Annotated in this window: 20 protein-coding genes; 14 read left to right on the top strand and 6 right to left on the bottom strand. The window is 63.4% G+C overall.

The window, feature by feature from the left end:
* The first annotated feature begins 421 nt into the window (after positions 1-421).
* The 6 genes from VGV07_RS16140 to VGV07_RS16115 are packed head-to-tail and all read left to right on the top strand — an operon-like array spanning position 422 to position 6,235.
* A complete protein-coding gene (locus VGV07_RS16140) occupies positions 422-1,441 on the top strand; it encodes a UDP-glucuronic acid decarboxylase family protein (protein WP_326869749.1) in 1,020 nt (339 codons plus the stop codon).
* Positions 1,438-2,430, top strand: a complete 993-nt coding sequence (gene galE, locus VGV07_RS16135; protein WP_326869748.1) for a UDP-glucose 4-epimerase GalE — start codon at positions 1,438-1,440, stop codon at positions 2,428-2,430. Before VGV07_RS16140 ends, galE begins: the two co-directional genes overlap by 4 nt.
* Before the next feature lie 19 nt (positions 2,431-2,449).
* On the top strand, positions 2,450-4,225 hold the full coding sequence (locus VGV07_RS16130; protein WP_326869747.1) for a glycosyltransferase family 2 protein: 1,776 nt from the start codon (positions 2,450-2,452) through the stop codon (positions 4,223-4,225).
* The gene (locus tag VGV07_RS16125; protein ID WP_326869746.1) at positions 4,222-4,782 is read left to right on the top strand and encodes a DUF995 domain-containing protein; all 561 of its coding nucleotides are present in this window, start codon (positions 4,222-4,224) and stop codon (positions 4,780-4,782) included. The genes VGV07_RS16130 and VGV07_RS16125 overlap by 4 nt, the downstream gene beginning before the upstream one ends.
* Positions 4,779-5,297, top strand: coding sequence for a DUF995 domain-containing protein (locus VGV07_RS16120; protein ID WP_326869745.1), 519 nt, complete (start codon positions 4,779-4,781; stop codon positions 5,295-5,297). Before VGV07_RS16125 ends, VGV07_RS16120 begins: the two co-directional genes overlap by 4 nt.
* Positions 5,298-5,323: 26 nt before the next feature.
* Entirely contained in the window at positions 5,324-6,235 is a 912-nt protein-coding gene (locus VGV07_RS16115) for a glycoside hydrolase family 26 protein (RefSeq protein WP_414649965.1), read from the top strand.
* 26 nt (positions 6,236-6,261) lie between these two features.
* On the opposite strand, the gene VGV07_RS16110 is transcribed toward VGV07_RS16115, so the two are convergent.
* Entirely contained in the window at positions 6,262-6,501 is a 240-nt protein-coding gene (locus VGV07_RS16110; RefSeq protein ID WP_326869743.1) for a hypothetical protein, read from the bottom strand.
* Between the two features lie 349 nt (positions 6,502-6,850).
* Here VGV07_RS16110 and VGV07_RS16105 point away from each other — a divergent pair, with 349 nt between their 5' ends.
* The 3 genes from VGV07_RS16105 to VGV07_RS16095 all read left to right on the top strand — a co-directional run bounded on the left by VGV07_RS16105 (position 6,851) and on the right by VGV07_RS16095 (position 9,967).
* Positions 6,851-7,069, top strand: a complete 219-nt coding sequence (locus VGV07_RS16105; RefSeq protein WP_326869742.1) for a hypothetical protein — start codon at positions 6,851-6,853, stop codon at positions 7,067-7,069.
* A gap of 119 nt (positions 7,070-7,188) precedes the next feature.
* The gene (locus VGV07_RS16100) at positions 7,189-8,463 is read left to right on the top strand and encodes a 50S ribosomal protein L11 methyltransferase (protein WP_326869741.1); all 1,275 of its coding nucleotides are present in this window, start codon (positions 7,189-7,191) and stop codon (positions 8,461-8,463) included.
* Complete coding sequence (locus VGV07_RS16095) at positions 8,447-9,967, top strand: hypothetical protein (RefSeq protein WP_326869740.1); 1,521 nt, start codon at positions 8,447-8,449, stop codon at positions 9,965-9,967. The genes VGV07_RS16100 and VGV07_RS16095 overlap by 17 nt, the downstream gene beginning before the upstream one ends.
* A 120-nt stretch (positions 9,968-10,087) precedes the next feature.
* Here the strand turns inward: VGV07_RS16095 and VGV07_RS16090 are convergent, their stop codons facing one another.
* A complete protein-coding gene (locus VGV07_RS16090; RefSeq protein WP_326869739.1) occupies positions 10,088-12,328 on the bottom strand; it encodes a putative PEP-binding protein in 2,241 nt (746 codons plus the stop codon).
* 158 nt (positions 12,329-12,486) lie between these two features.
* Here VGV07_RS16090 and ispH point away from each other — a divergent pair, with 158 nt between their 5' ends.
* The 5 genes from ispH (at position 12,487) to VGV07_RS16065 (ending at position 16,056) form a co-directional block, all read left to right on the top strand.
* Positions 12,487-13,449, top strand: a complete 963-nt coding sequence (gene ispH / locus VGV07_RS16085) for a 4-hydroxy-3-methylbut-2-enyl diphosphate reductase (protein WP_326869738.1) — start codon at positions 12,487-12,489, stop codon at positions 13,447-13,449.
* Positions 13,446-13,973, top strand: a complete 528-nt coding sequence (locus VGV07_RS16080; RefSeq protein ID WP_326869737.1) for a GNAT family N-acetyltransferase — start codon at positions 13,446-13,448, stop codon at positions 13,971-13,973. The genes ispH and VGV07_RS16080 overlap by 4 nt, the downstream gene beginning before the upstream one ends.
* Positions 13,970-14,443, top strand: a complete 474-nt coding sequence (gene rnhA / locus VGV07_RS16075; protein ID WP_326869736.1) for a ribonuclease HI — start codon at positions 13,970-13,972, stop codon at positions 14,441-14,443. The genes VGV07_RS16080 and rnhA overlap by 4 nt, the downstream gene beginning before the upstream one ends.
* 383 nt (positions 14,444-14,826) lie before the next feature.
* The gene (locus VGV07_RS16070) at positions 14,827-15,153 is read left to right on the top strand and encodes a hypothetical protein (protein ID WP_326869735.1); all 327 of its coding nucleotides are present in this window, start codon (positions 14,827-14,829) and stop codon (positions 15,151-15,153) included.
* A 120-nt stretch (positions 15,154-15,273) separates the two neighbouring features.
* A complete protein-coding gene (locus VGV07_RS16065) occupies positions 15,274-16,056 on the top strand; it encodes a hypothetical protein (protein WP_326869734.1) in 783 nt (260 codons plus the stop codon).
* Between the two features lie 28 nt (positions 16,057-16,084).
* On the opposite strand, the gene VGV07_RS16060 is transcribed toward VGV07_RS16065, so the two are convergent.
* The 4 genes from VGV07_RS16060 to VGV07_RS16045 form a co-directional block, all read right to left on the bottom strand.
* Entirely contained in the window at positions 16,085-17,011 is a 927-nt protein-coding gene (locus tag VGV07_RS16060) for a glycine--tRNA ligase subunit alpha (protein ID WP_326869733.1), read from the bottom strand.
* 111 nt (positions 17,012-17,122) lie between these two features.
* The gene (locus tag VGV07_RS16055) at positions 17,123-17,341 is read right to left on the bottom strand and encodes a hypothetical protein (protein ID WP_326869732.1); all 219 of its coding nucleotides are present in this window, start codon (positions 17,339-17,341) and stop codon (positions 17,123-17,125) included.
* A gap of 3 nt (positions 17,342-17,344) precedes the next feature.
* Entirely contained in the window at positions 17,345-18,169 is an 825-nt protein-coding gene (locus VGV07_RS16050; RefSeq protein WP_326869731.1) for a S49 family peptidase, read from the bottom strand.
* A 48-nt stretch (positions 18,170-18,217) separates the two neighbouring features.
* On the bottom strand, positions 18,218-19,000 hold the full coding sequence (locus tag VGV07_RS16045; RefSeq protein ID WP_326869730.1) for a tRNA1(Val) (adenine(37)-N6)-methyltransferase: 783 nt from the start codon (positions 18,998-19,000) through the stop codon (positions 18,218-18,220).
* Between the last annotated feature and the right edge of the window lie 27 nt (positions 19,001-19,027).

Here is a 19,027-nt window from a genome sequence, read left to right as displayed (position 1 = left end):
CGTAGTGGTTTCCGCGCAGTCGATCAGTCGGACTACGCTGCGCCATGACAATCAAATCCACCCCATTGCCCGGCCATCTCGCGCGATTCCCTTCGGTTTATCTTTGATCCCGAACCCCGACCAGTCCAGCTCCCGCCTTAACCTTTACAGCGAGATATGTACCGACCCAAGACCGACCGGCCAATGGCGACCTTAGCCCGTAGCGCCGACCCGGCCAGCTTGGTTACAAAAACATTAATTCGCAACAGCCAGATGGGTATCCAGCGACATAACACCAGACCAATCCTGCCACCGACCGGAGGCCAACCCAGGCGGCAGGTATTGTCCACAATAATCTAGCGTTATTCGTTCGACGTGCGGCCGTCGTAATACTTCCACCAGCTGACACTTGTTTAGTGCTACGTCAGCGCCAGAGGTAATCATGGCCGCATCAGTTACCAGCCTAAGAACATACCCTACTGGCAGAAGCAAAATTGCAGTCGTTGCAGGCGGCGCTGGTTTTGTAGGATCACATCTCTCCGAACAGCTGCTGGGCCAGGGCTACCGCGTGGCCTGTGTCGATAACCTGCAGACGGGCCGGGTGGAGAACATCCAGCATCTGCTGGCCCACCGAGACTTCGAGCTGTTCCACCATGATGTCATTTCGCCGCTGAAGCTGCCGTTCGAGCAGGTCGCAGAGGTTTACAACCTGGCGTCCGCCGCCTCCCCGCCGCTTTACCAGCGCGACCCCATCCATACGCTGAAGACCAATGTGCTGGGCGCCCTCAACACCCTCGAGCTCGCCCGCCAGACCGGCGCCCGCATCTTCCAGGCCTCGACGTCGGAAATTTATGGCGACCCTGCGGTGCATCCTCAACCCGAGGAGTACTGGGGTAATGTAAACTCGTTCGGTCCCCGCGCCTGCTACGACGAGGGCAAGCGAGCCGCCGAAACCGCATTCTTCGAGTATCGCCAGCAGTATGGCGTCGATATCCGCATCGCCCGCATCTTCAACACCTACGGGCCCCGCATGAGCCCCGATGACGGGCGGGTGGTTTCGAACTTCATCGTCCAGGCGCTGCGAAACATCGACATCACTCTCTATGGCGACGGCCTGCAGACGCGCTCGTTCTGTTTTGCCGATGATCTGGTCGACGGCATCCTGAAGCTGATGCAGCTCGAACAGGCACCGGCGGGGCCGGTGAACCTGGGCAACCCTGCCGAGTTCACCATGCGTGAGCTGGCCGAGCTCGTCGTCGCCTTGACCGGATCGCGCTCGCGCATCGTCCACCACCCGTTGCCGATCGATGATCCGCGGCAGCGCCGCCCTGACATTTCCCGCGCCAAGGCCCTGCTCGACTGGGAGCCGCGGATTCAGCTGAGGGAAGGGCTCGAGCGGACCATCGCCTATTTCGATGTCGAGCTCGTGCGGGCTTCGTCAGGGCTGGAGGCGGCACTTTGAAGGCCACCCCTATCGTCGTAACCGGCGGCGCCGGGTTCATCGGCAGCCACACGTGCAAGCAGCTCGCCGGTGAGGGCTATCTGCCGGTCGCCTATGACAATCTCAGTACCGGCAACGGCGATGCCGTGAAATGGGGGCCACTGGTTGAAGGCGATATCTGCGACACCGAGGGCTTCGCCGCGACGCTTCGGCTGCAACGGCCCGCCGCCGTCATCCACTTTGCGGCGTCGGCCTATGTCACAGAGTCGGTGACCGAACCGGCCAAGTACTATCGCAACAATGTCGAGGGCACGCTGTCGCTATTGGAAGCGTGCCACGCGGCTGGTGTCAGCAAGGTGATCTTTTCGAGCAGTTGCGCGACCTATGGCATCCCGGAAGTCCTGCCCATTGCCGAGACGTCCGGGCAGCGCCCGATCAATCCGTATGGCCGCACCAAGCTGGTCGGCGAGCAGATGCTCGCCGACTTCGAGTTTGCACACGGCTTTCGATCCGTGGCGTTGCGCTACTTCAATGCAGCCGGCGCCGATCCCGGAGGCGAGCTCAGCGAGCGGCACGATCCCGAGACGCACCTGATCCCGCGTGCGCTGCTCGCGGCCTATGGCCAGATCCCCTATCTCGAGGTGTTTGGCAGCGACCTGCCGACGAAGGATGGCACCTGTGTCCGCGACTATGTCCATGTCAGCGACCTGGCGCGGGCCCATGTCCTCGCCGCCCGTTACCTGATCGCCGGAGGAGAAAGCACGCGGCTGAACCTCGGCACCGGCCGGGGCACTTCGGTGCTCGAAGTGCTCGACGCGGTCGAACGCGCCACCGGACGACGCGTCCCTGCAGTGATGCGGCCGGCGCGTGCAGGCGATCCGCCATCGCTATATGCGGATGGCCGGCTGGCGCAGGAGGTGCTTGGCTTCGCGCCCCGCCTCTCCGACATCGACACCATCATTGGGACTGCCGCGCCCTCGTTCGCGGTCGAGCTGCGCCATGCCGGCTAATGGCGCAGACAGCCCCCGAATGGAGCCGGTGCTCAGCGGCAGAAGCCGGTGGCTGCAGACCCTGGGAGCCCTCGTCTGGACGACTTGCTTCGTGTTCTTGTGGGCATGGTGGATTCACCCCGAACATATCGGCGGCATATTTCCGTTTCTCACTGCGACAGCGACCCTGCTGTGGGTCACGCTCACCCCAGCATATTTCCTCCTCATCTTCCGCAACTCTCGCCGACCGTCGTCAGCGATCGAAATCCCGCCCGAGCTTCGCATCGCCATGGTCGTGACCAAGGCACCAAGCGAGCCGCTGGATCTGGTCATCAAAACGCTGACCGCCATGCTCGAACAGGACGTGCCGCATGACACCTGGCTTGCCGACGAGGCTCCGACCCCAGAAATCCTGAACTGGGCAGAGCTCCACGGAGTCAAGGTATCCACCCGGTTCGGAGTGACGGACTATCATCGATCGAGTTGGCCACGTCGCACACGCTGCAAGGAAGGCAACCTCGCCTACTTCTATGACCACTACGGCTATGACCTGTACGATGTGGTGGTGCAACTCGACGCCGATCACGTGCCCGAACAAGGCTACCTGCGGGCCATGGTGCAGCCATTCGCCGATCCGGCGGTCGGCTACGTCTCTGCGCCGAGCATCTGCGACAGCAACGCCAACCAGAGCTGGTCGGCGCGCGGCAGGTTGTACGCCGAGGCAAGTCTGCACGGCTCACTACAGGCTGGATACAATGGGGGCTGGGCGCCGCTTTGCATCGGCTCGCACTATGCCGTTCGTACTGCCGCATTACGACAGATCGGCGGCTTGGGCCCCGAACTGGCCGAAGATCACTCTACCACGCTCATGATGAACTCCGGCGGCTGGCGCGGAGTGCATGCCATCGACGCCATCGCGCACGGTTTGGGGCCGGCCAGCTTCGCTGATCTGGCGGTGCAGGAATTCCAATGGTCGCGCAGCCTAGTGACGATTCTGCTGCAGCACACCGGACAACACTTGGGAAACCTCCCCTTCAAACTGAAGTTTCAGTTCCTGTTCTCACAGCTTTGGTACCCCATTTTTGCGATCGTGATGCTGCTGAGTGTCATGATGCCGATCCTGGCGCTGGCGTTCGACTTCACCTTCGTCAACGTTGCCTATTTCGACTTCCTACTCCATTTCCTGCCGATGGCGGGGTTACTGATCGTTCTCGCCTTCGCGTGGCGCGCCACTGGCACATTTCGCCCCTACAACGCCAAGATCGTCTCGTGGGAGAACGCCGTTTTCGTGTTCGCGAGGTGGCCTTGGGCGATCCTCGGGACCATCGCCGCGATTGTCGATACCCTCGCGCACAGGCGTACAGAGTTCCGCGTTACGCCCAAAGCCAGCAGCGAGGCCCAAGACTTGCCCCTTAGCGTGCTCGCGCCATACGCCTGCATTTCAATCGTCTCCGGGCTAGCCGCATTTGCGATCCACGACATCCGCGCGGCCAGTGGCTACTACCTGTTCGCCGCGCTCAATGCCGCCGTCTATGCGCTGGTACTCGCGATAATCCTCATTGCACATCGCCGGGAAAACCGCGTCGAGCGACGTGATGTGCCGTGGTTGGCGCGTACCGGTACGGTCGCCGTGCTCAGCATTCTTCCTCTCGCCGCGGTGGGCCAGCACGGTCTCGATATCCTGGATGCGGTGGCCTGGAACTCAAATGTGCGGTTTACCGAGACGAAGTTCTCGGTCGCGGGCGCGGGTATGGGACAGACCGCCCGGCGTTCATTTTCCTTCAGCATCAAGTGGCCGGGAGCCGGTGATTCATGACCAAGCAATCTATCCCAGATGTCACCAAAGCGCTGCTCGCCGCATTGGGCGTGAGTCTGATGGTCGCGATACCTGCTTTGGCAGCGCCTCTTGGATTTGCGGGGCGCACCGCGACGACGAAATTCGCGATGGGCACGGGGCACGGGCTGCCAAGAGGAGCCGAGCCGTTGACCGGCCAGCAGCTGTTTGAACTCTACGTCGGAAAGACCTGGCAATGGGCCAAAGGCGGGGGCTATTTCGGGCCGCACGGCCAGTTCCGCGCCCGCACCGTCAGCGACAACGATGTCACGCTCGCCGCAGGCACATGGGGCGTCAGCGACAACGGCAGGATGTGTTTTCGAGCCGTGTGGAGCAAAAGCTCGGGCAGCTCCCGGGCGAACACCTGCTTTGATCACGCAGCGGTTGGCGCCGACATCTACCAGCGCCGGGTGCCCGACGGCGCCTGGTATGTGTTCCGGCATGGCGTGCCGGTCGAGACCGACCAGTACAACAAGCTGATCGCCAAGGACCTCGTCAGCGCCGCGGCCGTCACCTCCAAAGGGGGGGACGATAGATGATCCGACAGTTGCACCTATTACTCGTGTCGCTCGCGGTAGCAGCCTTCGCGTCCATCTCCGCGATGCCGGTGACATCGCTGGAGGCAGCAGAGGGCGATCCGCCAGCCGACGCGCTGCCCCTCAGCGCGCCGGAACTGCTGCAGCTCTATGGCAACAAGACCTGGAAATGGGGTGAAGGCGGCGGCTACTTCCAGACGGATGGCCGGGTGTTCAGAGCGCGAACCGTGGGCGAGAACGGCGTCACCACGGCGGAAGGCAAATGGAAGATTACCGACCAGGGCCGGCTTTGCTTCGAAGCCATCTGGGTGAATGCGACTAAAAGTTCTCCCGCTTCGACCTGCTTCCTGCATGTCGCAGTGGGTGAGCAAATCTACCAGAAAAAACTACCGAAGGGCGGTTGGTACATCTTTCGTCATGCCAAGCCTGAACCGGGGGACCAATTCAGCAAGTTGATCCGGGGGGATCTCGTTTCACCGGCACTTCAGAAGGCCAACCAGAACACCGACAAGCAATGATCAATGGTCCATTCGAGGTATCCAGCATGCGTAATATTTCAGGACTAGTGACAGCTCTGTTGACGATCGCCCTGCCCGCGATGGCGGCGGCGCAGGCATTGCCGGCCCAAGACGGTCGTCCGGTTCCCGGGCCCAACCCCTGGGTTCTGGGCGTCTATGATCCGCACGGCGATTTCACCAATGACACCACGCCATCGATAGAGCACCTCTTCCTGCCCTGGGAGGACATCGATCTCACCACCCTTGACCTCGCCGCAAGCTACGCCAAGGAGCGCAGCCGGGTGTTGTGGATCACGGTAGAGCCCTGGACCTGGGACCAGGAGCGGCGGATTACGCCCGAGCAGCTACGGAGCGGCATCTTCTCGGGCGCCTACGACGGCATCATCGATGGACTTTGCGGCGAGATCGGGCGGCTCAGCACACCCACGACGGTACGCTGGGCGCAGGAGATGGAAGACAAGACCGGGCGCTTCATCTGGTCTGATTGGGCGCCGGCGGATTACATCGCGGCCTATCGCCACTTCGTCGAACGCTGCCGCGCCAAGGCACCTCAGGCGCGTTTCATGTGGTCGCCCAAGGGAGAGGATGGGCTCGCAGCCTATTACCCCGGCGACGATGTCGTCGACGATATCGGGCTGTCGGTGTTCGCCCTGCAGCAATACGACCAGGACAAGTTCGGTCGCGACCGCTTCTTCGCCGAGCGGCTGAAGCCCGGATATGACTTGGTGCTGCCGTTCGGCAAGCCGATCTATGTCGCCGAACTCGGCTATATCGGCGACCTGGCCTACGTGGAGAAATGGGCCAGCGAGTCGATGGGCAAGGACCCACAGTTCCCTGAACTGCTCGGCGTTTCCTACTTCGACGACAAGGAAGTTGCACCCTGGCCGGAGCCCTACGGACTGCCGGACTGGCGCGTCACAGCCAATATTCTCGAGTAGGCCACCCGGCGCTCCGGCGTCGGCGATCAGCCGATGCTGGAGCGCAGGTAGCAGCGCGCCTTGCGACCAAAGCCGCTGGGCGTGCAGACATAGGGAGAGGAGCCGTAGAGCTTGACCGACCGGACCTTGGTGTTCGCCGCAACCTCGTAGCGCTCGCCGACGGGCAGCGGCGACTGGAGCGAAACTCCACTCGTCGTCGTCAGGAGCGTCGCGATCGCGACCGCAAGCATCATCGGCCGGGTGCCGGCCGCGTCTAGCAGTTTCATTGAGGTGCCTCCGCTGGCAGGGCGCCCCGTTCTGGAGGCCCTCACATCTGCAGAGGCTAGGCGGCCGGGGCTAAGTGCCCGTTCGTAGTATAGGGAGACGTTGATGCTTGTTGGCGATATCGCGACAACGATTCATTCACAAGTTCCTGCGGCACGGCGGACGGACGGTTTCAGGGGGGACCGCTGCACACCGTCCACTAGATCAAGTGAGGCGGCGTTGATCGACACGCTTGGTGCGGTCGGAGGAAGACAAACAATACTCTGCAAGCCGTCGGCATCGGAAACGCCAACGATCGTCACCTTAGGACACCGAGATTTGCCAACGCCAGACCTGAGAAGGGGAAACAAGATGGACTATCCAAGGCTCGTGGCCTTTGCGGCCGTTCTGACCGTCGCGAGTACAGCGCCGGCCTATGCATATCTCGACCCCGGTACGGCGAGCATGTTGCTCCAGGGGCTCATCGGTGGCGCAGTGGCGGCCGCTTCGGTTATCTCGATCTATTGGGCACGCCTTAAGGGCTTTGTCACCCGCGGCAAAGCCACGAACAAGAAGCTCGACGACGAGTGATGTCAGAGACCCCAGGCCGCGTCGCGGGTTCCTTCAGGGACCCGAAGGGCCATGTTCTGATGCGGGGCGGACGGGTCTTCAGGGTGATCACGCCGGAGGGACGTCGGGATTTTGAGAAGATGCTGCCGGTCATTGCGGATGCGGTTGCGGCTGGGCATCTGGTTCAGACTGAGATCGCTCCACCCGAACTTGCGGCGGATATCGGCCAGGATGGAGATCTGGTCGTTGAACATGAACCGATCTCTTTCATCAGCTACCCCTATGAGTGGGGATTTGAACAGCTGCGCGCCGCGGCGCTGTTTCACCTGCGGTTCCAGCTCTGGCTTCTGGAGCGAGGTGCCAGTCTAAGCGATGCGACGGCCTACAATGTCCAATTTCGAGGCGGAAAGCCGGTTTTCATAGACGCATTGTCTATCGTTCCCTACGAGGAAGGTGCGTACTGGGCCGGATACCGGCAATTTTGCGAGCAATTCCTTAATCCTCTCCTCCTGCGTGCCCTACGCGGGATTGCCCATAACGCCTGGTTTCGCGGTGCGCTGGAAGGGATAACCACCGAAGATCTGGCGGCGACCCTGTCATTGCGCGACAAGCTGTCCTTCAACGTTCTGGCACATGTGGTTTTGTTGGCGCGGCTGCAACGGTCGTCACGGGCCACACCGGACAAGGCCGTGCGTCAGGCGGGCCAGGGTAGAGGGCTCTCAGTCGCCGCATATCGTGGCATCCTCACAGGACTGAAATCCTGGATCACCCGCCTCCAGCCGAGGGGTGGGGCGGTGACGACATGGGGTGACTATGCCGCAGCCAACTCCTATCAACCCGATGAGACGACAAAGAAAGCAGCGGTGATTACGGAGTTTGTCCGCCGCCGCGAGCTTGCTCGGATCATTGATCTGGGCTGCAACTCGGGTAATTACAGCGTCGCTGCGCTTGACGGCGGTGCTCGCGAAGTCGTCGGATTTGATTTTGACCAGACTGCAGTCGACCGGGCGTTTGACCGGGCACGGAGCCTCCAGTTGCCGTTCCTGCCACTATGGCTCGATGCGGCAAATCCCAGCCCGGACCAAGGCTGGCGTCAGAAAGAACGTGACGGACTGGCCACCCGGGCGAAGGCGGACGGTGTGCTTGCCCTGGCCTTTGAACATCATCTGGCAATAGGACGGAATATTCCGCTCGATCAGGTCGTGGACTGGATCGTCGAGTTTGCGCCGCATGGCATTATTGAATTCGTGCCCAAGTCAGATCCGACCGTTCAGTTCATGCTGGCGCTTCGGCCCGATGTATTTCCTGACTATACGGAACAGACGTTCCGCGAGGCGCTGGGGCGCCGTGCGGAGATTGTATCGACAACGGTCGTTTCGGAGAGCGGCAGGGTGCTTTATGAATATAGCCGGTAGGTGGGGAGCCAGCCTCGTTGCCGCATGCGCAATTGCTTCCGGCGGCATCCTCGGGGCGTTCCTGTTGTTGCTTGCGCGCGAAAACCCCGCCGAGCTCACACAATTTGCCGTGTTCTATTGCGGCGGAATCCTCGTTGTCGCCTGGGCGATGGTGGCTGCCGTATACAGGGTTCTGGGACGGCGTCCGGCCATCGCCCTATCGCTGGTCCTCGTGGGTCTCACCGCCTTTTCCCTGTATGCGGTTCATTTGAACCTGGGCGCCATTTCGGTAGGTATTGCTGCAATAATGGCGGTATTGTTCTGGGTAGTGGTGGTGTCGACCGGGTCGACCGCCGCCGGACGACTTATCGGGGCGGCGGCGCTCGCTGTGATACCGCTTGTGCCCGTTCTAACCCAATCAAATCCCCCGGTCCCACCCGAACAGGTCGCGTTGCTGGATCGCTATGCGGCGATCCGTTTGAATGAACGCCCCAATATCTATCTGATAGGGTTTGACGCGATGATACCGCGCGAAGCCGCGTCTTTGCTTCTGGACTTAGCTCCATTGGCTTATGACGAAAGTGCGCGCGATCTCGGAATGAGTGTCGAAGACAATGTCTTCGCTGCCTTTACACCGTCCAGCGAATCCTTTGATTCCCTCATGACGCTTGACGACAAGGCGGCATTTCCCGGCGATGGCTATTTCGCGGGGCGCCGGCCGAGCCCGGTGGCGACGTTGTTCCGCGCAAACGGATACCGCGTCGAGACCGGTTCATCGCTGCCTTTCTATTTTGGCAGCGCGGGCGCGGGCGTCGATGAACATATCTTTCCGGTAAAGAATCTCTTTTCCGACAGCTCGCTGTGCCGCTTCGCATCGGAGACGGCGCGCGCGTATGGCACGTTTGGTCTGTGCCTACTATTTTCGGGTTCGGAGCCCAGCCTGTTGTTCGACGAATCCACGGACTTTAGCGACCCAGACGTACCGCTCTTTGACAGTGTCTGGCACAAGATGGTGCTCGACAGGATCGTCGCCGCTCCGGACAAGCCGCCGAAGATTGGTATCTATTACTATTATTATCCCATTGGTCACGCCCCCAATGATTTTGACAGTTTCGATCCATCTCAGCTGGCGCAGTATCGACACCGGTTCAAGGTTCAGGCCGACCTGGCGGCGCGCGTCATTCACGAGATCGTGGCGGTGGTGCGCGAACGCGATCCACATGCAATCCTGGCCTTCTTCGGCGATCACGGTGTAAAGATAAGCCGCACCATCAATTGGAAGGATGACACCGCATTCTGGGTTCGAGACAACCACGCTGTTTTCTATGCTGCAGCTAGACTTGGCGCATCCTGCGCGGTTCCGGATCAGTCTCGCTCGTATCGCGAGCCAACCTACACCACACTGGGTCGTCAGGTTGCTTCAATCGTCCGCTGCTTGTCCAGCAATCCCGAAGTTCTTGACGCTCTTGCCAATTTCACGGACAAATTCGACTTCTCGCAATACCTTCTCCCCAAGATCGAGTGAAGTGGCTGGCGCTGGCGCCTTCACCATCAGCTCCGAAAGTTGTGCCGCGTCGTGCTATCCGGGTACGCCGCTGGCCGGCGCCGACATCTACCACCGCCGGTTGCCCCCCGGGAGATCGCGTTACTGCGCCAATGTCAGGCGCGCCACGGGCACGCGATAGGGCGAGCAGCTGACGTAGTCGACGTCCAGCCGCGAGAAGAACCATAGCGAGGCCGGATCGCCGGCGTGCTCGCCGCAGATGCCGATCTTCAAGTTCGGGTTGGCGCCTTTGCCGCGCTCGATCGCCATGGTGATCATTTCGCCGACGCCCTTCTGATCCAGCGTCACGAACGGATCGAGATCGTAGAGGCCCTTGCGCTGGTAAGCCGAAAGGAAGGCCGGCGCATCGTCGCGGCTGATACCGTAGGTGGTCTGGGTCAGGTCGTTGGTGCCGAACGAGAAGAAGTCGACATGCTCGGCGATCTCCCCTGCCCGCAACGCCGCGCGGGGCAGCTCGATCATCGTGCCGAAGGCGAAGCGCTCGCGCGCTGCAGGCGGCAGGCCGGCCTGTTCGACGATGGCGTAGGTCTGGCGCTTGATCTCCACCACCTCGGAGACGGTGGAGACGAACGGCACCATCACCTCGAGCGTCACCGGCTCGGACTGCTTTGCCGACGCCGCCCGCACCCCGGCGCAGAGCGCCTCGATCTGCATCTTCAGAATTTCGGGGTAGGTGATGGCGAGCCGTACGCCGCGATGGCCGAGCATCGGGTTGATCTCGGCAATTCGGTCGAGCCTCAGCTTCAGCGCTCGCACTTCGAGGCCGAGCCCCTCGGCAGTCTCCTCGATATCCTCGTCGGTGCGCGGCAGGAACTCATGCAGCGGTGGATCGAACAGCCGCACCGTCACCGGGCGGCCCTGCATCGCCAGGAAGATCGCCGAGTAATCCTCGGTCTGGAAGTCGACGAGGCCGGTCAGCGCCTTGGCGCGATCATCGGCATCCTCGGAAAGGATCAGCCGGCGCAGCGCCACAAGGCGCTCACGCGAGAAGAACATGTGCTCGGAGCGAGCCAGCCCAATCCCCTCGGCGCCGAAGCTCAGTGCGGTGTTCACGGCCTCGACCGTCTCGGCATTGGCGCGAACCTTGATCCGGCGTGACGCGTCGGACCAGCCGAGGAGCTTGCCCATGGCGCCGCCGATATGTGGCTGGGCCAAAGGCAGGGCGCCGAGATAGACCGAGCCGTCGGTGCCATCGATGGTGATGCGGTCGCCCTGGCGAAACTCCTTCGAGCCGATCCTGCAGGTCAGCTCGGCGAGGTTGACGCTCAGCGTCCGGACGCCGGCGACGCACGGCTTGCCGGTGATGCGGGCCACGACGCCCGCATGGCTGGTCATGCCGCCACGCGCCGTGAGGATGCCGGTCGCCGCCTTCATGCCCTCGATATCGGTGGGCCCCGTCTCGGTGACGACGAGGATGCAATGGCGGCCGCGCGCCTTCATCCGTGCCGCATCCTCGGAGTTGAAGACGATGACGCCGCTGGCCGCCCCCGGGGAAACGCCGAGGCCATTGGCGAGCACCGTAGCGCTTTCGGGCGAGCGCAGCCGCGGATGCAGCATCTGCTGCAGACGGGCGGGGTCTATATGGGTCACCGCCTCGCGCTGTGTCCAACGGCCGCGCGCCACCCGATCCACCGCCGCCTCCAGCTCCGCCGCAGCCGAAGCCGGCGCGGCGCGGGCCGAGAGCAACCGGATGGTCTCGCCCTCGACGGAGACAAGGCAGCTCAGGTGCTGGCCGGCCGCGGCATCGAGCAGGTCGACGAACGCCGTGGCGGAGCTCGGCAGTGGACCGAACGGCGCGCCGTTCACTGGGGCCGGGCCCAGTGCGCCGCTCTGGGCGTCGCGGGTGAGGAACTGCCTGACATCGCCATCGGCCATGGCCTGGATGATGACGATCTGGCGCTCGGGCCGCGGGTCGAACGAGGCGTAGGAGGCGAAGGCATCGGAGATCGCCCGCGCCAGCGGGCGGGCGGGATCGACCGACTCGGACTCGTTGGCCGGCGGGTTCAGCCCCGGCCGGGCCGGCATCAGCCCGGCGCTGTGCGCGGCGCTCGAGGTGCGCACCACCAAAGCCGGCGGACGGCCGTTGCGACCGACCAGCCGGAACAGCGTCGCTACCCAGTGGACGCGCAGCCGGTCGTCATGCGCCTTGCGCTCTTCCTGCAGCGCGTTCCAGGCGGCGCGGCTGATGACGATGGTGGGGGAAACGGGCAGCCCGGCATTGGCGGCGCGGCTCAGCCACAGGGCCTTGCCCACCAGCAGCCCGTCCTGGATGGCCGAAAGGTTCGCCTTGCCCGTGGCGGGCGCGATTGCGAACATTTCCATTGCGAGGGTCACCGGGACACCTTCCGACCAACTTTAGCGAAACATATTGCCGTTCAGGCCGTTGCGCCGCAACTGCGCTCTTGAGGCCCCAGGGGGATCACTTTGGTCGCGGCTCTGGCGGCTTGACTTGCCCGGTCGTTGAACGCATCTGCTCTCCTATGCAAACAAGGCCGCACTTGGACATTACACTGTGTGCGCCGCGCGGATTCTGCGCCGGCGTCGATCGCGCCATCCAGATCGTCGAACTGGCGCTGGAGCGCTATGGCGCGCCGGTCTACGTGCGCCATGCGATCGTGCACAACAAATACGTGGTCGACGGGCTGAAGCAGAAGGGCGCGGTGTTCGTCGAAGAACTCGACGAGATCCCCGATACCGGCGCCCCGGTAGTGTTCTCGGCGCATGGCGTGCCCAAAGCGGTGCCGGCCGATGCCAAGGCGCGCAACATGTTCTTTCTCGATGCCACCTGCCCGCTGGTGTCGAAGGTGCATATCGAGGCCAACCGACATCACAATGAGGGCCGCGAGATCGTACTGATCGGCCATGCCGGGCATGTCGAAGTGATCGGCACCATGGGCCAACTGGTCGATGGCGCCATCACGCTGATCCAGACGGTCGAGGAAGCCGAAGCCTTCACGCCGCGCGACCCGGAAAAACTGGCCTACGTGACACAGACGACGCTCAGCGTCGACGACACCTCGGCGATCGTCGACGTGCTGCGGCGGCGCTTCCCCTCGATCGCGCTGCCGCACAAGGAAGACATCTGCTACGCCACCACCAACCGCCAGGAGGCGGTGAAGCGGGTGGCGCCGAATGTCGACGCGATGATCGTGGTCGGCGCGCCGGAATCATCCAACTCGGTGCGGCTGGTCGAAGTGGCGCAGCGTGTCGGCTGCGCCAATGCCTCGCTGGTCGAGCGCGCCGACAAGATCGACTGGAGCCGCTTCGAAGGCATCAGGACGCTGGGCATCACGGCCGGCGCGTCGGCGCCGGAGACCCTGGTCGACGAAGTGATCGAAGCCTTTGCGCAGCGCTTCGACATCGCCGTCAGCGCCAGTGGCGAACAGCGCGAGAGCATTGTCTTCAACCTGCCCCGCGAACTCAGAAACCAACCTGCAGCATGACCGACCTGACACTACTCGAAACCGACCGGCTGGTGCTGTCCGGCTGGCGCGCCGACCAGATCGAGGATCTCTATCGGCTGCATGGCGACCCCACGGTGGCGAAGTTCCTCACCGGCCATGGCCGGCCATGGACCACCGATGAGATGGATTCGGCGCTGGCCCATTGGATCGCGCTGTTCGAGCGCCAGAAGATGGGCAAGCTTCGCGTCACCCGGAAAGCCGACGGCGTGCTGGTGGGCCGTTGCGGCTTCGGCGTCTATGGGCCCGAGGAAATCCCCGAAATCGGCTATTCGCTCTACCCGGAATTCTGGGGCAACGGCTACGTCCTTGAAGCGGCAAGCGGGCTCAGGGACTGGTACTGGCGCGAGACCGACCGCGACCACTTCCTCGGCATGGCTGACGCGCGCAACGAGGCCTCGCTCAAGGTGCTGCGCAAGCTCGGCGGGGTCTACACCCATACCGGCGACAGCTACGACCACCCGGGTGTCGAGTTCTACCGCTATGACCGGCCGGTTGCGGCATGAACTCCGTTGTCATCCACACCGACGGTGCATGCTCCGGTAACCCGGGCCCGGGTGGCTGGGGCGCCGTGCTGCAGTATGGCGATACGGTGAAAGAGCTGAAGGGCGGCGCGCCGCTCACCACCAACAACCAGATGGAACTGACCGCGGCGATCGAGGCACTGACGGCGCTGAAACGCCCGTGCGAAATCGAGCTTCACACCGACAGCAACTACGTCAAGGACGGGCTGACCAAGTGGATCCACGGCTGGAAGAAGAACGGCTGGCGTACCGCGGACAAGAAGCCGGTCAAGAATGTCGAACTCTGGCAGGCGCTCGATGGCGCCACGCAGCGCCACAAGATCAACTGGCACTGGGTGAAAGGCCATAACGGCGACGAAATGAACGAGCGCGCCGACCAGCTGGCCAATGAAGGCATGGAGCCGTTCAAGACCAAGCGCCGCAAGCCCGAAGGCCTGATGCCGCCGGTTTAGGCAGCGGTCGCGCCGTTCGTTTCGCTTCGCAGCCGTCGGGGCTCGCGATCCGGGGCGATGCGCAGTCGCCGAGTGGGCGGGTCAATTGATGGCTCTGCGGCCCTTCCTCTCACCCGTCTCGGCCTTCGGCCGATCCACCCTCTCCCCGACGGGGAGAGGAAAGTGGTGGACACCGAAGGTCCAGGATTCTTCTCCCCGTCGGGTCGCGGGACGAGGGCGCAGCCCTCGCCCGGAGGTGGCGCGTACAGCGGACGACGGAGAAGCCGTCGCCGCGGCCGGATGAGGGATCAGGCACCGACCCTGGCGGAGTTTCACAGCAGACCTGCTCCACGCTCGGCACGAGGAGGTTCTCACTGCTCCTGCAAAAGTGGTAAGATCGCATCATGCGCCCTCTCATCGCCGCCGCCGCCATTGCCCTCTTCGCCAGCCCTGCGCTGGCGCAGTTTCCGCCGCCAGGGGTCTATGCCTGTGTCAGCGAGAACGGCGCTAATCTCGGTGAACTGACGCTGTTCGTAGCGGGCGACTATTCGTTCAAGAATGTCGACGGCAACAGCGCCAGCGGGCAAGTTGCCTCGGCCGGAACCGACGTAAACCCGCTCTCAGGCCCGCTCAAGGACATGCAACTCACCGGCGTGTTCGGTACTGACGATACCGGCAAGACAACGTTCCGCTTCACCGGCGCCGACGGGCTCGAAGTGAGCTGCCAGTAGCTGCGGCAAGCGGGCAGCCGGTCAGTCCCCAGCCTAATCAAGCAGCAAGCTTCCGCGACTCTTGCGGTTCAGCTAGCCTCGCCGTGGGTCGACATCAACTTTTGGATATTGGGGCGTTTCATGGGCGTTAGTCTGTTCGTACATTCCGTCCGCCTGGTGCTGGGCGATTGGCGCAATGCCCTGAAAATCACGGGGCTGCTCTACCTGATCTACGCCGTGCCGGCGCTGATCTTTGCGCTGCTGTTTCCAACGCCGGTGCAGCCGGAGCAGGCCATGGCGGCGCTGGGCAGCGGTGGCTTGCTGGACGTGATCACCGCGATCCTTGCTATCGTGGCGTTCGTCTGGGTGGCAGTGGCCTGGCACCGCTATGTGCTGCTCGACGAGATGCCGGCAGGGCAGCTTCCGGAATTCAACAGTAGCCGGCTGCTGTCCTATGGCGGCTATTCGCTGCTGATCGGCCTGATCGGTTTCGTTTTGTCGTTCATCGTCTCGGCTGTGGTCGGCATTGTCGCGATCCCCCTGCTCAGTATGGTCGGCGTGTTCATCACCGGCCTCTTCGCGCTGGCGGCGGTGCTGATCGTCGGCTACCGGCTCGCGCCGATCCTGCCCTCGATCGCCATCGGCAAGCCAATCACCCTGCGGCAGGCCTGGGAGGCGACCAACAGCGCCAACGTGCCGATCATCGTACTGGCCGTGCTCTCGGCGCTTGCGGCGCTCGTCATCGACATCCCGGCCTTTGTCTTTGCCATGGCCGGTCCGATCGGCGGCTTCCTCGCCGTGCTTTGGACACTGGCGGCGGGCTGGGTGAAAATGATCGTCGGCGTGAGCATTCTGACCACGCTCTATGGCCACTATGTCGAAGGCCGCGCCATCCCGGCGGCAACGGCAGGCGCCAACGGCTGACCAAAAAACCGGATGAACCGGCGCGGGCTCAGTCCGCGCCGCCGCCCGCCGTCTGCAGCCAGGCGGCGCCACATTCCTTTGCCAGTTCGCGGATTCTCAGGATGTAGCTCTGGCGCTCCTGCACCGAGATGACGCCGCGCGCGTCGAGCAGGTTGAAGTTGTGGCTAGCCTTGACGACCTGCTCATAGGCGGGGACTGCCATGGTTTGGCGATTGCCGTTGGCGCCCTTCTGCAGAATGGCGCGGCACTCGTCCTCGGCATCCCTAAAGTGCCGGAACAGCATTTCGGTGTCGGCCGCTTCGAAATTGTACTTCGAGAACTCCTGCTCGTTCTGCAGGAAGATGTCGCCGTAGGTGACCTTGTCGTCGCCCTCGCGGCCGTTGAAGTTGAGATCGTAGACGTTCTCGACGCCCTGCACATACATGGCGAGGCGCTCGAGGCCGTAGGTGATCTCGCCCGGCACGGGCTTGGTCTCGAAGCCGGCGACCTGCTGGAAATAGGTGAATTGGCTGACTTCCATGCCGTCGCACCAGCATTCCCAACCCAGCCCCCAGGCGCCAAGTGTCGGGCTCTCCCAGTCGTCCTCGACGAAGCGGATATCGTGCAGGCTGGAATCGAGGCCGATCTCGGCCAGCGACTGCAGATAGAGCTCCTGAATGTTGTCGGGCGACGGCTTCAGGATCACCTGGAACTGGTAATAGTGCTGCAGCCGGTTGGGGTTCTCGCCGTAGCGGCCATCCTTGGGGCGGCGCGAGGGCTGCACATAGGCGGCCTTCCAGGGCTTGGGGCCAAGCGCCCTGAGCGTCGTCGCGGTGTGGAACGTACCGGCGCCCATCTGCATGTCGTACGGCTGCAGGATCACGCAACCCTGCTCCGCCCAGAAGCGCTGCAGCGTCAGGATCAGACCCTGGAACGAGTTCCGGGGGTCCATGTGGGCGGGCAAAGCGTCGGGCATCAGCAAAAATCCGGGGTGCGAATGGCGCGCGGAACCTAGTTGGCGCGGCGCAACGGGTCAATTGCTCCCGTTGTAAGGGAGACCACCGACCGAAGGGGACGCCCCGACTATCTAGCGCCCATCGTCTTCGGGCGGCCGGAACTTGCCATCCTTATCGCGCTTCAGCGTGATGACATCCGGCCGCTGGCGCTCGCGCAGGTCGCGCTCGTGGCGCTCCTGGTCGAGCTGCTTGAACTGGCCGGTCCAATCGCGCCAGATCTTCCTGATCCCCCACAGGATCAGAACGATGATCGCGCCGAAGATCAGGATGCGGAGCAGCGTACCGGTCATCGCCTAGAGACCCAGCCTAGCCCAGACCGAGCGATCCTCGAGGCTGGCGGCGATATCGCCGGTCAGCGCGGCGAGGCCCAGCCGCGGCAAGGTCAACAGTCCGCGCTTGGGCGCAATCGGCAGCAGCTCGACCTTGTCGCCGAAGCGGGCGCGCAGCACCTCATGCAAGTCGCCGAGGCCATCGATCAGGCCGAGCTCGAGCCCCTTCACGCCGCTCCAGAATTCACCGGTAAACAGCTGATCGTCGGAGGCTTTCAGCCGTTCGCCGCGGCGCAGCTTCACCCAGTCGATGAAGACCTGATGGATCTCGCTTTCCATCTGCTTGATCCGCTCCACGTCCTCGGGCTTTTCCGGCAGGAACGGATCGAGCGTCGACTTGTTTCGGCCGGCGGTGTGCACGCGCCGATCGACCCCCACCTTCTTCAGCGTCTCGACGAAGCCGAAGCCGGCAAAGATCACCCCGATCGAGCCGACGATCGATGAGGGATCGGCAATGATCTCGTCGCCCGCCGTGGCAATGAAGTAGCCGCCCGAGGCCGCCGCGTCCTCGACGAACACCAGCACGGGCTTGTGGTGCTCGTCGGCAAGGTCCCGGATACGCTTCGAGATCAGCCGCGATTGGACGGCCGAACCACCCGGCGAGTTGATGATGATGGCGATGGCGGGGGCGGATTTCACCGCGAAGGCGCGCTTCAGCAGCGGCGCTACGGCCTCGATGTTCAGCCGACCGGGACGCTGGTCCGCGGCGATCACGCCATGCAGCCGCACCACCGGAACAACCGGGAAGGTCTGCCCCATTCTGCGCTTGATCCATGACCGCAAACCCATGTGACGCCTCGTTTTTGTCGGGGCACATGTATGTGCCCGGCGGCGGGATTACCAGATGAGGCGAGCCGTGCCGCGGAAGATGGCGTCGAACTCGGGCCGGAAACCGCGCCCTTCGGCTTCGTGCATCGCCCGTGCCGCGAGCAAGCGGAACGGCGCGCGCGAGCCCTTGATGCCACGGATCAGCACCCGGCTTGCCGCCTCGCCATGGCGCGGCAGCAGTGGCAGCACGGTGACCGCGCCGAAGCGCTGGGTGAACGCCGCAAGGAGCAGCGGCAACGCCTCGGCAACGTGGATGAAGATCACTTCGCCGCCCGGCGCTGCGTGGGTCGCCGCGGTCTTCACCCATTTGTCGAGCGCAGCGTCATCCATGTGCCGCGCGCCGGCCCGGGCGCGCGTCGGCGCGGAGCCCCGCCCCGGATCGAAGAACGGCGGGTTGGCGATAACGCAGCTGAAATGATCGGCGGCGAGCCCTGCATCGGCGCGCAGCCGCCCCGGTGCGGTCAAATCGAGCGCCAGCACCTTGCTGCGCTCCGCCACGGCATTGGCCACGAGGTTCAGCGCTGCAATTGCGGCCGTGGCGGCATCGGCCTCGAGCAGCGTCGCGCTGAGCCGCGGCAGGTCTGCCATGGCCACCAGCGCAGCGGTGCCGGCCCCGGCTCCCAGATCGAGCAGACTATGCGCATCGGCGCGTACTGCGGCCCCGAGCAACACCGAGTCCAAGCCGGCCCGAAACCCCTTTGCCGGCTGCGACACGGTGAGGCGGCCACCCAAAAAGGCGTCGCGCGTCAGCGTTTGTTGTTTTACAAGATCAGTGGCTTCGTCTAGGGACATCGCACCATCGCGACAGTTCGCAGGCAC

The sequence above is a fragment of the Devosia sp. genome (genome assembly GCF_035944845.1).
Classification (GTDB): Bacteria; Pseudomonadota; Alphaproteobacteria; order Rhizobiales; family Devosiaceae; genus Devosia_A.
The sequence above is the reverse complement of the archived record's forward strand: the minus strand, read 5'-3'. Positions and strand labels throughout refer to the sequence as shown.

Bases quoted from the DNA above. Each gene is read 5' to 3' on its own strand.
- VGV07_RS16140 (WP_326869749.1), top strand. From the start codon at position 422: ATGGCCGCATCAGTTACCAGCCTAAGAACATACCCTACTGGCAGAAGC.
- VGV07_RS16130 (WP_326869747.1), top strand. From the start codon at position 2,450: ATGGAGCCGGTGCTCAGCGGCAGAAGCCGGTGGCTGCAGACCCTGGGA.
- VGV07_RS16125 (WP_326869746.1), top strand. From the start codon at position 4,222: ATGACCAAGCAATCTATCCCAGATGTCACCAAAGCGCTGCTCGCCGCA.
- VGV07_RS16120 (WP_326869745.1), top strand. From the start codon at position 4,779: ATGATCCGACAGTTGCACCTATTACTCGTGTCGCTCGCGGTAGCAGCC.
- VGV07_RS16115 (WP_414649965.1), top strand. From the start codon at position 5,324: ATGCGTAATATTTCAGGACTAGTGACAGCTCTGTTGACGATCGCCCTG.
- VGV07_RS16110 (WP_326869743.1), bottom strand. From the start codon at position 6,501: ATGAAACTGCTAGACGCGGCCGGCACCCGGCCGATGATGCTTGCGGTC.
- VGV07_RS16105 (WP_326869742.1), top strand. From the start codon at position 6,851: ATGGACTATCCAAGGCTCGTGGCCTTTGCGGCCGTTCTGACCGTCGCG.
- VGV07_RS16100 (WP_326869741.1), top strand. From the start codon at position 7,189: ATGCTGCCGGTCATTGCGGATGCGGTTGCGGCTGGGCATCTGGTTCAG.
- VGV07_RS16095 (WP_326869740.1), top strand. From the start codon at position 8,447: ATGAATATAGCCGGTAGGTGGGGAGCCAGCCTCGTTGCCGCATGCGCA.
- VGV07_RS16090 (WP_326869739.1), bottom strand. From the start codon at position 12,328: ATGGAAATGTTCGCAATCGCGCCCGCCACGGGCAAGGCGAACCTTTCG.
- ispH (WP_326869738.1), top strand. From the start codon at position 12,487: ATGCAAACAAGGCCGCACTTGGACATTACACTGTGTGCGCCGCGCGGA.
- VGV07_RS16080 (WP_326869737.1), top strand. From the start codon at position 13,446: ATGACCGACCTGACACTACTCGAAACCGACCGGCTGGTGCTGTCCGGC.
- rnhA (WP_326869736.1), top strand. From the start codon at position 13,970: ATGAACTCCGTTGTCATCCACACCGACGGTGCATGCTCCGGTAACCCG.
- VGV07_RS16070 (WP_326869735.1), top strand. From the start codon at position 14,827: ATGCGCCCTCTCATCGCCGCCGCCGCCATTGCCCTCTTCGCCAGCCCT.
- VGV07_RS16065 (WP_326869734.1), top strand. From the start codon at position 15,274: ATGGGCGTTAGTCTGTTCGTACATTCCGTCCGCCTGGTGCTGGGCGAT.
- VGV07_RS16060 (WP_326869733.1), bottom strand. From the start codon at position 17,011: ATGCCCGACGCTTTGCCCGCCCACATGGACCCCCGGAACTCGTTCCAG.
- VGV07_RS16055 (WP_326869732.1), bottom strand. From the start codon at position 17,341: ATGACCGGTACGCTGCTCCGCATCCTGATCTTCGGCGCGATCATCGTT.
- VGV07_RS16050 (WP_326869731.1), bottom strand. From the start codon at position 18,169: ATGGGTTTGCGGTCATGGATCAAGCGCAGAATGGGGCAGACCTTCCCG.
- VGV07_RS16045 (WP_326869730.1), bottom strand. From the start codon at position 19,000: ATGTCCCTAGACGAAGCCACTGATCTTGTAAAACAACAAACGCTGACG.